Origin of the sequence: Paenibacillus sp. EKM10P, assembly GCF_011800655.1 — a bacterium.
Lineage (GTDB): Bacteria > Bacillota > Bacilli > Paenibacillales > Paenibacillaceae > Paenibacillus > Paenibacillus polymyxa.
Map to the genome: position 1 here is coordinate 238349 of NZ_JAALET010000001.1, position 14143 is coordinate 252491.

Here is a 14143-nt window from a genome sequence, read left to right on the forward strand (position 1 = left end):
ATGAAACGGGTTCAGAATTACTTGCTAGGCCAGGTGGCTGCAAAACATCTCTCCAAAACAGAAGCTCTGCCGATGCTAAAAGAGCTATTCGAAAATGAATCCAAAACGGTAAAAGTCGATGATATTGCTGTTGTGGGGATGGCTTGCCGTTTTCCAGGGGCGAACGGAACGGATGAATTTTGGAATAATCTCGTAAACGGCATGGATGCTGTAAGAGAATTCCCGGAAAGTCGCAGGGCGGATGTAGATCGGCCTATTCGAGATTATTTTAAAGGCAAACGATATGCGCCTGAGATTAAGTATCGCAGAGGAGCGTATTTGGACCATATTGACCGTTTTGATGCGGAATATTTTAATATTACGCCAGCGGAAGCCCGTTGTATGGACCCTTTGCAGCGCATTTTCCTCGAAGTTACCTGGGAAGCACTGGAGGATGCTGGATACGCCGAAAAGGAATTGTATGGCTCACGGACCGGGGTGTACGTAGGGGATACGGATGCCGACTACTTGCAGTTGATACAGAACATGGAGCCTTATGCTTTACCCGGCAATACCATTTCGGTCGTAGCCAGTCGGGTGGCCTACTTGCTGAATCTCGCCAGCGGTAGTCATTTGATTGATACTGCTTGCTCGGCATCTTTGGCCGCTGTACATCATGCGGTTAAAGGGCTGATTACTGGAGATTGCGACATGGCTGTAGCTGGAGGACTAAACCTAACCCTGTTTCCTGTAGACGAGGGGCTGGTGGATATCGGCATTGCTTCTCCTGATTCTGTCGCTCGTACCTTCGATGCTGCAGCGAATGGAACTGTCTGGGGCGAGGGATTTGGAGTCATTGTACTGAAGACGCTGGAAAAGGCCAAGAAGGATCGGGATCATATCTACGCCGTTATTAAAGGGAGTTCCATGAATTCAGATGGAAAGTCCAACGGTATTACCGCCCCAAGTGCCTTGGCTCAGACGGAGCTGATGAAGGAAGCTTGGCGCAATGCGGGCATACCCCCTGAAACAGTAACCTACATCGAGGCTCACGGTACAGGAACTCGTCTAGGTGATCCGATTGAGATCGAAGGCATTACCAATGCCTTCCGCAGCTACACGGACAAGCGGCATTTTTGTGCTCTGGGTGCGGTAAAAACAAACATCGGTCATTTGGACACCGCAGCTGGTATTGCGGGTCTGATCAAAACGGTGCTGTTGTTGCAAAAGAAGGAGATTCCGGCAACCCTACATTTTAACGAGCCGAATCCGCACATTAATTTCATCGAATCGCCTGTATATGTGAATACAGAGCTGGTTCCATGGGAGACGGAGGCAGGAGTACCACGGCGGGCGGGGGTCAGTGCTTTTGGTCTGGCAGGGACCAACTGCCATGTCATATTAGAAGAATATGAGCAGGATGAGTGGAGCCGGTCCGCCAGTGTAGAAGACGTGCCGTACGTATTTACGTTGTCTGCGAAGAGCAAAGCTTCCTTCAATGCTTTGGTTGACCGTTACCGTACATTTTTGGACCGTACAACTCATACACTGCCAGATATTTGTTTCACAAGCAATCAGGGACGCGGGCACTATGCTTATCGGCTTGCAATTGTAGCTACAAGCCTTGATGAGCTTAGGGAAGGGATAGAGCGTTTTGCAAACGCAGATGAAGCTGTGCGTCCAGCTTTGGCGGGAGAGAGGATTTATTATACCCGTCTGACAACCCGTGAAGAGAAAAGCTTTAAGGTGCAGCCCGACACCAGTCTGGAGAAGGTTGTAGATGAATATATGCAAGGTAGCGAGATCAATTGGGCTGCCCTGCATGATTTGGAGCAAAGGCGCCGTGTTCCTTTGCCTGTCTATCCATTTTTAGGAAAGCGGCATTGGGTGGAGTATATTCCCGAGCATGCGCTAGAGCACGAAGCGACTTCTCCAGCCATGAAATCTGAACCGGAGAAACAGGTGGATCATTGGTTTTATGAACTGAATTGGATAGCCAATCCTCTCACGGATTCTACCCTCCCAGAGCGGCCTTCTGCCGGGAAATCTTGGCTTATTCTGGCGGATGAAGAAGGGGTCGCTGATTCACTTGGTGAGTTGATGAAGGCCCAAGGAGAAACGCCGATCATTGTAGAGGCTGCATCTGCTTTTTCGGCCGTAGATCCGGGACATTATCGGATTCGTCCCGGCTTTGCGGAGGATTATGCCAAACTGCTTGCAGCCGTGGCAGAGACCGAAACGCAAGGAGGAGCAGAGCTTACCGGAATCGTGCATCTGTGGACATGTACCGAAATTCGCAGTCGCATGCGACAACTCGATGACTTGAATGAAAGTCAGGAGCAAGGAGCTTTAAGTCTTTTTTATTTAATGAAGGCAGTGCAAGCAAGTTCGATTCATCGCTCGTTAGAAATCAAAGTCGTCTCGAACTACGCACAGCTGGTCGTAGCGGAGGATACATATGTGTTCCCGGAAAAAGCGCCTCTGTGGGGATTGATGAAGGTCGTTTCACAGGAATATAGCCAGCACCGTTGTAGCTGTATGGATGTAGAAACGATCGGACGGGAGAATTCCGACATCGCTCGGGAAATCATGTTGGAATTGAATCGGGATGAAGCAGATCAAGGTTCAGCATGGCGTGGCGGTCAGCGGTATACACAACAGCTGGAACGGATGCGGCTTGCAGCCCTTCCACGTCGCAAAATTACGCTACGCGAGGGCGGTGTCTATTTGATAGCCGGGGGAGCCGGCTCGGTAGGATTAGAAACTTGCCGCTATTTTGCCCGCCAGGCCAATGTAAAGCTAGTGCTGGTCAACCGGACAGAGCTTCCAGACCGGGGAACTTGGCAGGAACGAGCTACGGGACCGGATACTTCTGCGATTGCGAAGAAAATCCGCCGACTGTTGGAGATTGAAAGCCTTGGCTCCGAAGTTAGCTACTACGCAGCAGATATCACGAACCTGGCTTCCATGAAGAAGGTCGTTGAGGATATACAAGCACGTTACGGTCCAATTCATGGGGTTATTAATGCCGCGATGCATTTGGAGGAAATTCGTCTGGAGCAGATGGATACCGCCGCATTTCAGCGAACCATGGAAGCCAAGGTGACCGGAACATGGGTGTTGAACGAGGTGACCAAGGAGCAGACGCTGGACTTTTACATTCTGTTCTCGTCAGTGGCTTCGCAACTGGGAGGCACAGGTTTGGGCAGCTATGCTGCTGCGAATGCATTTCTGGATCAGTATGCCCACTATCAGAGCCGTCGCGGCATGGAAGTGATGGCGATCAACTGGTCGGATCTGGAGATGGGGGATACACCGAACGAACTGATGGATCAACGGATGTTATCTCAGCCGATTTCGTCCGAGGACTATGGAAAGCTGCTTGATCGGCTTTTGCAATATAAGCTGACCCAAGCGGTCATCGCCAACATTCACAGCCAGAAGCTGGCTCAAGTGCTGACGCTGCTCAAGATTCACTTTTCCCCAGACTTAACAAAGGAAATTACAGAGCAAGCACAGGGACATAACGAGCAAGAGTCAGAAGTCTACAGCCATCTGCTGGAGTCCTATCAGGAGCTGAAGCAGTTTATTACTTCAAATGAGGCTCTGAACGATATGATTCAGCGAAATGTGAAGCTGGGTGCTAAATTTGTCTCCTTTGAGGAAGAGCTATTTCATACACTACAGCCGAACTCAAAGCTTGCCAACACTGGAGTGCATATGCGGCCTCACATCCAAGTGACCTTGATCGGCCGTGACGGAGAGGTCTATTCGGAAACAGAACGGAAGCTAGGTCAGATTTGGGGCGAGGTGCTAGGACATGAGGAAATTAGCATACACCAGGACTTTTTTGAAAATGGAGATTCCCTGATGCTGATGAGTGTCATTGCTAAAATCAAAGACCAGCTGGCCATAGATGTGCCGATTCAGGTCTTTTTTCAGGAGCCGACGGTGGCCGGGCTGGGAACTTGGATCGATGAATCCAATCGCAGCAGTTCTGAAGAGGAAGATATCATTCCGGTATTACCACGTCATTTTGCTGAGGCTGAACAATAAAACGGGTTTGTGTTGGGCTAACAGGTGAGGAGTGAAAGGAACATGTTATTCTGCGGACTGAAATTAACGCATGATGGTAGTGTAGCCTTGATTGAGGATAACAAGCTTATTTTCAGCTATGAAGTTGAAAAATTCAATAACAACAAACGCTACAGCGAAATTCCTGATTTAGATTTTGTTGAAGAAGCACTTAACCTGCATGGCTATACCTCGGCAGATGTGGATCGGTTTGTTATTGACGGCTGGGCCGGATTGAAGGAAAGCAGGGTGGATACGCGTTCTCATGGGCAGGAGTTGTCCCTTTCGGTTGCGCCTTACCGCGAAGTATCGCTTTCAGCGGACGCACTCCAAGCCTATTCGGGCAGTGGACTTGTTATTGGAGAGAAATCCTTCGATTATACCAGCTATATGCATTCAACCACACATATCGCCAGCACCTATTGTGCGAGCCCTTATGCGGTGAACAAGGAGCCGTCTTACGCGCTTGTATACGATGGAGGTATGTACCCGCGTTTTTATTACTTTGATCCAGCGAACGAAAGATTAGAAAACCTGGGCCCTCTCTTCATGTACATCGGCAACATTTATTCACTGTTTTCGCTGCACTTTGAGCCTTTCCTTCGCGGAGGACAAGGACCACGTGTGGATGATCTTTCGGTAGCGGGCAAGGTTATGGCCTATATAGCCAAGGGGCGGGTACGTTCAGAGCTGCTCGAACAGTTTGAGTTGACGTATGCGCGGCATTTTTCACCCTCCATGGAGTTTAACTGGACCTTTTCCCAGGAAATCAAGCGATATGTAGATGAGCATCATATTCCGCATGCAGACGCTTTGGCGTCTTTCCATCAGTATTTGGAGCAGCTTCTTGTAACCTCGCTGGAGGCGAGTGTGACCAAGCATGGGCGCAAAACAAAGAACTTTTGCTTTATAGGAGGCTGTTCTCTGAATATTAAATGGAACAGTGCGATTCGAGAAAGCGGGTTATTTGATGATGTGTTTGTTTCTCCATTTACGAATGACACAGGCTCGGCCATTGGTGCTGCTTGTTGTGAGATGATTCATCAGACAGGTCATCCCCATTTGAATTGGTCTGTATACAGCGGGCCGATGGTCATCCAAAATAATCCAGCGGAAGGCTGGGAATCACGTGCTTGTACGGTGTCACAGCTCGCGGAGCTGCTGCATGCGACAGATGAGCCAGTTGTCGTGCTGAATGATCGGGCGGAACTGGGACCACGTGCGCTGGGGAATCGCAGTATACTGGCAGCTGCCGTTCGACCGGATATGAAAGACCGCCTGAATGCCATTAAGCAACGGGAGGACTATCGTCCAGTCTCACCGATCTGCATAGAGGAGCATGCGCCTGCTATTTTTTCGCCAGGAACCCGCGATCCGTATATGCTGTTTGACCATATGCTGCGTGACGAATGGGTGGAACGCATTCCGGCAATCCGTCATCTGGATGGCACAGCACGCTTGCAAACAGTAAGTCGGGAGGACAATCCGCTAATTTATGATTTGCTGCATGCGTACGAGAAATTAAGCGGTATTCCAGTCCTGTGCAATACCAGTGCCAATCTGCTTGGCAGCGGCTTTTTCCCGGATGTGCGTTCTGCAACCGAGTGGAACGGAACCCGATATGTCTGGTGCAATGAAACGTTATACGAAAAGCAGTAGCCTATCCTCGAATAATGTACAAGATGGAGGTTTAGACATGGGAGAGAAGCAGACCTATGATCTGTCTCATGGGCAGAAACGGTTCTGGGTTCAGTCCCAACTGGACGCTCAGAGCAGCGCCTTTAACCAATCGGTAGCCGTTCGGATCAGACAAGCCGTGAATACCGCGTATTTACAGCAGGCGCTCCATATCATCGTTGAAAGGCATTTTATCCTTCGTACAGTGATTACAGTGGTCGAGGGTGTGCCGAAGCAAGTGGTACTGGAGCAAATGACCTTAAACGTGCCTGTCTCGGATGTGTCGGACAGAGGGGAAGAAACAGCGTGGGCAGAGGTGCAAAAAGAAATACAGACCATAATGGATCAGCCTTTTGATCTGGAGCAAAGTCCGTTATGGCGGGCACAGATCTATAAGCTGGCGGAAGATGACTATATTTTTCATATTTGTATGCATCACATGATTGAAGACGGTTGGTCTATGGATCTGTTTTTCCAGGAACTATTCCATATTTATCAGGCGTTGGAGCAAGGAACAAGCCTCCGTTTGCCAGATTTGCCAATTCAGTATATTGATTATGCACACTGGCAAAATCAGCAGGTGCTTACCGGAAAATTAAACTCACAGGAGCAATACTGGAAATCCCGATTGGATGGCGAATTACCAAGCCTTCAATTACCACTGGATTTCCCGCGCCCAACCGTCCGGAATGCTCCGGCAGCAGTAGAAAAGATCACTCTGGATGCGGAATTATGCGCGGGCTTGGAGCAGTTGAACCGCAGGTACGGAACCACCATGTTTATGTCGATCGTGGCCAGTCTGAATGTGTTATTGGCTCGACTAACTCAGCAGGAGGACATTATTATCGGTACTCCTGTGGCGGGGCGTAATCAAAAGCAGGTGCGCAATCTGATCGGTTTTTTTGTAAACACGCTTGTGCTTCGGAATCGAATTTCACGTGATATTACTTTTTCCCAATTGTTACAGCAAGTCAAAGATGAATGCGCAGGAGCATATGCCCATCAGGACTATCCTTTTGATCAGCTATTGCAGGTATTGAACCGTCCGCGTCGCTTGAATCGTGCTCCGCTGTTTGACGTTCTGATTAATTTTGCAGCTGGATCTAAGAGTGAAGAGAACTTCGGGGGAATCCCGATGGAGCGAATCAAGCTAGGGAATGGTGCGGAAGCGAATGAATTTGACTGGACTGTGATTGTGGAGTCGGTGAACGACGAAATGGTCATCTCACTCAGCTATGGAACGGATCTGTTTACACCTTCAACGATGCGCAGGATTGGAGCATACTTCCGTAATATTATTGCAGGTGCCATTCAGGAGCCGGAGCAGCCCGTTTGGAAAATGGACTATATCGGGGTAGAGGAACGGACCGAAATGAACCGCATTAATGATACGCAGAAGACGTATCCGGCTGGAGTCACGATTACATCCTGTATCCAGGAGCAGGTTGCTCGCACCCCTTATGCAGTTAGTGTCGTGGACGGTAGCAAAGTGGTGACCTATGAGGAAGTGAACCTTCGTTCCAACCAATTGGGCCAATTGTTTAGCCGTTATGGAGTTCGTCCCAACTCGCTGGTTGCCATAATGGGAGATCGGGATGTACCATTGCTCACCGCTATTTTGGGGATTATGAAGGCAGGCGGGGCCTATGTGCCCATTGATCCCGATTATCCGCAATCACGAATAGAGTATATGCTCAACGACAGCTCGTGCCGCGTGCTTGTTACGGATACACGCTATTTCGGGCGGATGTTAAACCATTTGCCTGCCAGCATTGAAACCGTCATTTGTCTGGATGAAACGGTATGGGGAGAATCGGAGTGGATCGTTAGGCTGCGTGAGGTGCGAGGACATGAAGCTTCATTTATTCCTGTTAAGGTGCAAGACATCCCCGTTCATGATCTAGGTTTGGAAAACATTCCAGGCGAGGATGATCTCGCTTATATCATGTACACATCCGGCTCGACGGGACAGCCCAAAGGGGTGAGGATGACCCATAAGGCTGTGCTGAATACATTATTTTGGCTGCAGGATACCTTTGCTCTGGGGGCAGACGATGTCATTGCGCAGAAGACGTCTACCAGCTTCACAGACTCGGTGTGGGAATGGTTCTGGCCGCTGATGGTGGGAGCCAAATTAACCATTGTACCCACCGATATCGTCAAGGACCCTGCACAGCTATATCCATTTATGAAGCGGGAAAAGGTAACAGTCACTCAATTTGTTCCTGCGCTTATGAGTGTTTTCTTAAGTGCTGTACGCAGTGCGGGAGAAGCTCATCCATTGCCCAATTTAAAGTGGATTTTTAACGGGGGCGAAGCGCTTCCGGTGAACGTCGTGCAGGAATGGTATTCCCTTTTTTGCACAGCTAAAATCGCCAATCTGTACGGCATGACGGAATCGGCTATCTATGCGACCCAGCATATCATTCAGCGCAAGCCAGATGAAGGTACATTACGTATTCCGCTGGGATTCCCGATTGCGAATACTCGTGTGTATGTGCTGGATCAGGACGGACAGCTCGCTGGGTACCATGTTCAGGGCGAGATTTGTATCGGCGGGACAGGACTCGCGAGCGGATATTGGGGCAAGCCGGATTTGACAGCCAGGGCTTTCACTACGCATCCGTTGACTGGAGAACGGCTCTATCGGACAGGAGACTTGGGCTGTCAGACGCCGGACGGGCAATTCCAGTATTTTGGGCGTAAGGACGACCAGGTTCAGGTACGTGGCTTTCGCGTCGAAATGAAAGAGGTTGAGCAGGCGCTGGTCAGACTTCCATGTATACGCGAGGCAGCGGTAATTGCACATATCGAGGAAACGGGATTAACTGGGTTAATCGGCTATTACACATTGCAGTCGCCTGAAATAACGGCAGAAGAGGTGCGCGAATATCTAAAGGAACGGCTTCCAGACTATATGGTTCCCGGTTTGTTGGTCCCGCTCGAAGCTATGCCTTTGACCCCTCACGGTAAAATCGACCGTAAGCATATGCCGGAGCCTGAGGGAAGAAGTCTCGCAGGAACAGAATATGTACCCCCAAGGGACGATATGGAGCAAGAATTGTCCGCTATTTGGGGAGAAATTTTGGATATAGCGCAAGTGGGTGTGCAGGACCCCTTTTTTGCGTTGGGTGGACATTCGCTCAAGATGGCAAAAATGATTTACCGGATTCAGGAGCGCTTGCAAGTGAATGTGACGTTCAAAGAACTTTTTGACCATCAAACGATTCGTGGGCTGGCGGATTTACTTCGTCAGAAGACCTCTGTTTATGCAGCTTCTATTGAACCGTTGCCTGAGCAGGAATATTACCCCGTTTCTGCCGCTCAAAGACGATTATATGTACTGCATCAGCTGGAAGGAGAAAGCTTGAGTAATCACGTGTTCACTGCCTGGCAATTGGAGGGTGTGATCCAACGAGAGCAGCTTGAGCGTATTTTTCATACATTATTACTCCGCCATGAGGTGTTTCGGACGGGGTTTACCTTGCTGGAGGGTGAGGTAGTACAACGGATTCACACAGACGTGGCTTGGAAAATGGAATATACCGAAGGGGCGGCGGCTGATATGCCGCGAATTCAGCAATCGTTTTTACGTCCGTTTGATTTGCAACAGCCCCCGCTTTTACGAGTAATGCTCGTTCGACTAGCGGGGCAGAGCCACGTGCTGCTGCTGGATGTACATCATATTATTTTTGATGGTATATCTGCGACAGTGCTTATTGATGAGTTTATCTCCCTAATGGAAGGAAGCCATCTGGAGATACCGTGCATTCAGTATAAAGATTTTACTGCATGGCAGCATACACAGCTCAGCGGGGAACATCTGAAAGAACAGGAAGCATACTGGGTGGGATTGTTCGATGAGCAGCACACTGGACAGGAAGTCCCGCTTCTGAATCTGCCAGGAGATTATCCAAGACCAAAACAGCGGAGCTTTGCTGGAGGCTCGTTAGAATTTAGCCTTCCTTCAGCAAGTGCAACAAGCTTGCGAGAGCTGGCCATGGAGAGTGGCGCCACGTTATTTATGGTTTTGCTTGCAGCATACAATGTATTTTTGTCCCGCTACAGTGGGCAGGAAGACATCGTGGTCGGTACGCCAGTAGCCGGAAGATCACATGTTCAGCTGGAACGGATGCTCGGTATGTTTGTGAATACACTTGCGTTACGAAATGCTCCCGTACAGGAAAAGACCTTCCGGCAGTTTTTGAACGAGGTTAGAGACAATGCATTGAACGCGTTTGAACATCAGGACTACCCCTTTGATATGCTTGTCAATCGCTTGCATCTTCAACGGGATTTAAGCCGCAATCCGCTGTTTGACACCATGTTTCGGCTGCAAAACTTTATGGATGTCAGCAGGGAGGTACCAGGGCTACAAGTAAAGCCTTATCCACTGGAAAGCTCTTTTGCTTCATTTGATTTGATGCTGACCGTCGTGGAGCCGATCGCCCAGAATGAAGGCGATGATGGACAGGCTGGTCTGCATTGTACCTTTGAATACAGCTCGGAACTGTTCAGCGAGCAGACTGTTCGCCAGATGGCGCAGCATTTCATTGAATTGGCGGCTCAACTGGCTTCACAGCCAGACCGTCCTCTATATGCTGCCAGCCTGCTGACTTCTGCGGAGCAATCGCATATTCTTGTCGCTCGCAATGCGACTGAGTTTGCGCTTCCGGCTGACAAGCTGATGCATCATCTGTTTGAAGAGCAGGCTGCACGGATACCGGATGCCATAGCGGTAGAATGTGGGGACCGCCGTATAACCTATGGTGAGCTCGATATGCTGTCCAATCAGATGGCGAGAACCTTGCGTAGCAAAGGAGCGGGCGTGAATACGGTGGTTGCCTTGCTGCTAGAACGATCAGTAGATTTGCTGATAGGGATGCTCGGGATCTTAAAGGCAGGAGCCGCCTATTTGCCGATCGACCCCGATTATCCTGCGGCCCGCATTGCCTACATGCTGGAAGAGAGCGGAGCGAAATGGCTTATAAGTCGGGACACGTTACTGAAAGGACTTGATTTTAGAGGCGAAGTCATCTCATTGAATGATGAGAATATATATCGACAGGATGGAAAAAGGCTGGAGATTACACAACCGGGACCCAATGACTTGGCGTATATGATTTTCACCTCAGGCTCGACTGGAAACCCGAAAGGCGTGATGATCCGTCAGGAAGCTATCGTTAACTTGATCTATGGGATTACCGAGCGTATTCCGTTTGCTGAAGGACAGACCTTCTTTTCGGTAACGACAGCCGCGTTTGATATTTTTGTATTGGAAACGTTGCTGCCTTTGGCGAAGGGGCTACGGGTGGTGTTATCTACGGGAGAAGAGCAGGCTAATGCTGAACTGCTCCTGGAAGCTATTCGCCGAACAGGCCCGCATTTGCTGCAAATGACACCTTCGCGGCTCCAGCTTTTGCTTATGCACCCGGCAGCCCAAGAGGGTCTGCACACATTGCAGATCATGATGGTGGGAGGCGAGGCTTTACCACAGTCGCTGCTACGTCAGGCACAGGATATGACGACTGCACGCATATTTAACATGTACGGCCCAACTGAAACTACAGTCTGGTCAACTGTGCAGGAGCTTACCCAGCAGGAGCGAGTGACCGTGGGTACGCCGATAACGAACACACAAGTATATATCCTGGATGGTCAGCTTCAGCCTGTACCTGATCTTGTAGCGGGTGATCTCTGGATTGGAGGCAAAGGGCTGTCAGCCGGTTATGACAAGCGTCCTGAACTGACAGCGGAGAAGTTCAAAGCTAATCCGTTCCGATTCGGTGAGCGAATGTTTAAGACTGGAGATCTGGCGCGATGGCTGCATCAGGGCGAGCTTGAAGTATTGGGCCGGATGGATGATCAGGTCAAAGTCCGCGGCTACCGGGTAGAGCTAGGGGAAATTGAACAAGCGCTGCTGGCTCATCCCAGCGTTCGGGAAGCTGCAGTCATTCAGGACAAATCGGATGAACAGGGGAGCGGCCCTCTTTGTGCCTATTGGATAGGCGAACAGACTTTATCGGTGAGTGAGCTGCGTAATCATCTACTTGTCCGACTGCCGGAATATATGATTCCGTCGCATTTTATTATGTTGTCGGAGATGCCTTTAACGCCGAATGGAAAAATAAACCGTCGAATGCTGCCTAAGCCGGATCATAACCGCCCTCTTCTCGAAGTGGAATATGCGTCACCTGCTACAGAGGTGGAATTGCAGGTCAGCCGGATTTGGGAAGAAGTATTACACAGAAGCGAACTTGGCATCCACGATAATTTCTTTGAGCTGGGGGGCAATTCGGTGTTACTCATTCAAATGAATGTTCGTCTCCAGCAAATCTATCCAGGGAAAATCAATGTGGCGGACTGCTTCGCCTATCCGACGATTGCGAGACTTTCTGATTTTCTGGAACAACAGCAAAAAGAACAAGCATGGACAGATGCAGAACAAGAACGCTATGAGCGTCAGGAGTACTACTGGTGTCGTTATTTGGTCGAACCGTTACCTTCTATTCCGTGGAATGAAGCGATGCGAGCAGATGGAGGAGCAGATGGTCAGGCTACGTTCACTTTTACCTTACCTACTGACCTGCTGACCGTGTTGCAGAAAGCCGTTTGGCGTCAGGATTTTGCCCTATCAGACTTGCTACTGGCCGTTTATACGTATGTATTGTCACAAATGACAGGTCAGCCTGAGCTTATAGTGCTTATCGGGGAAGGACACCTATATCCCAATAAACCATCAATGCAACGTGAACCTTCTGTTTATCCGGCTGTACAGCATACCGGGGAGAGCTTGTATCCACTGCGTGTACGATTGATGGAAAATGATGATTTTAGCGTCCTGTGCAAAGAGGTTGCGAGTCATCGCCAAAAAGCGAAAGAGACAGATCTTTACCCAACCCCCGTCATGTTGCCGAATGGGGGAGGAAACGCCGATCCATCTGCTTTTCACACTTGTGTGTTTTTGAATCACACGCCAGCGGGACATGAAGTGACCCGACAATTGGACTGGGTGATTTATATGGATGTGCGTGCAGAGCAGGTACGGTTCCTGTGCGAATATCAAGCTGGAAAACTAAACAAGACTTGGGCAGAACAATTGATGAAAGCCTATATCCACGTCCTGCACAAGATTGCTGACCTACTATAAGGAGGATGGAACGATGAAAAAATTAGGTTTTTTATTCCCGGGACAAGGCTCCCAATATGTAGGCATGGGTCAAAGCTTATACGATGAATATTCAGTAGCGAGAGAGACCTTTGAAGAGGCCGAAGATGCATTAGGCTTTGATCTGAAGTCCCTATGTTTCACAGGTTCCATGGATGAGTTGACTCAGACCGCTAATGCGCAGCCCGCCATTTTGACCGTGAGCATTGCTGCTTATCGTGTACTGATGCAGGAATTGAAGCTTGCGCCATCCCTGGTAGCGGGTCACAGTCTGGGAGAATTTTCGGCATTGGTGAGTACAGGGGCGCTTGCTTTTTCGGATGCGGTGAAAATAGTACGTCAGCGAGGTATTCTGATGCAGGAAGCCGTCGCTCCCGGTGCAGGAGCGATGCTGGCGGTAGTCGGGAGTCATGAGCGTGAGGTGGAGGAGGTGTGCCAACAAGCCTCTTCAGGTGGTGTGTCGGTCGGCATTGCAAATTATAATTCCTCCGAGCAGCTTGTTATTTCGGGCCATACTCCGGCGCTGGAAAAGGCCGAAGAGGAATTAAACCGAAGAGGAATCAAAACGATTCGTCTCAAGGTGGGCTTTCCGTTCCATACGAATTTAATGCGGAGCGCTGCGGGCAAGTTTCGGGATGAGCTGGAGAGATATGATTATGGCCGTTTTCAATGGCCTGTGCTCTCTAATGTTACAGCGACACCCTATACGGATCGTCGTTATATCATATCTAACCTAACGTCGCAGATGGCCCAGCCTGTGCAATGGTATAAAAGCGTTCAATACATGTTGAATCAGGGCGTGAATCATTTTATAGAAATCGGTCCCAAAACTGTGCTGAGAAATTTAATGACAGGTATCACTTCCACAGCTCAATCCTTTGCCTTTGAGCATCCCTCCGGTCTGGAGTTGCTACGGAATGCTGATATGGAGTGCAAGCCGGATGGGTTGGGGCTTGTGACCTCCTGCATTGCGATTGCTGTTTCAACCCAAAATCGGAACTGGAACAATGATGAATATGAGCAGGGTGTAGTTGTTCCATATAAAGAATTGCAAAACATGCGCGAACAATTGATCGCGACCGGGACCGAGCCGACGATTGAACAAATGCAGCAAGCTCTGGACAAGCTAAAGTCCATTTTTGAAACTAAATTAACGCCTGCGGAACAACGGGCTGAGCGGTTTGAGCAAATTTTCAGCAATACGCATACACGCGAATTATTTCCCGCGTTTCAGGCCAGCTAATT

General features: G+C 49.5%; 4 protein-coding genes. All 4 read left to right on the forward strand.

The window, feature by feature from the left end:
* From HFE01_RS00915 to fabD, 4 genes are read left to right on the forward strand one after another with little or no spacing between them, the layout of a single operon-like run.
* Positions 1–4035: a type I polyketide synthase gene (locus HFE01_RS00915; RefSeq protein WP_167438295.1), complete on the forward strand. Its 4035-nt coding sequence runs from the start codon at positions 1–3 to the stop codon at positions 4033–4035.
* A 42-nt stretch (positions 4036–4077) separates the two neighbouring features.
* Positions 4078–5712: a carbamoyltransferase N-terminal domain-containing protein gene (locus HFE01_RS00920; protein ID WP_167438294.1), complete on the forward strand. Its 1635-nt coding sequence runs from the start codon at positions 4078–4080 to the stop codon at positions 5710–5712.
* Positions 5713–5749: 37 nt separating this feature from the next.
* Positions 5750–12880, forward strand: coding sequence for a non-ribosomal peptide synthetase (locus HFE01_RS00925; RefSeq protein ID WP_167438293.1), 7131 nt, complete (start codon positions 5750–5752; stop codon positions 12878–12880).
* 13 nt (positions 12881–12893) lie between these two features.
* On the forward strand, positions 12894–14141 hold the full coding sequence (gene fabD, locus HFE01_RS00930) for an ACP S-malonyltransferase (protein ID WP_107734046.1): 1248 nt from the start codon (positions 12894–12896) through the stop codon (positions 14139–14141).
* Positions 14142–14143: the final 2 nt, after the last annotated feature.

Bases quoted from the DNA above. Each gene is read 5' to 3' on its own strand.
- fabD (WP_107734046.1), top strand. From the start codon at position 12,894: ATGAAAAAATTAGGTTTTTTATTCCCGGGACAAGGCTCCCAATATGTA.
- HFE01_RS00920 (WP_167438294.1), top strand. From the start codon at position 4,078: ATGTTATTCTGCGGACTGAAATTAACGCATGATGGTAGTGTAGCCTTG.
- HFE01_RS00925 (WP_167438293.1), top strand. From the start codon at position 5,750: ATGGGAGAGAAGCAGACCTATGATCTGTCTCATGGGCAGAAACGGTTC.
- HFE01_RS00915 (WP_167438295.1), top strand. From the start codon at position 1: ATGAAACGGGTTCAGAATTACTTGCTAGGCCAGGTGGCTGCAAAACAT.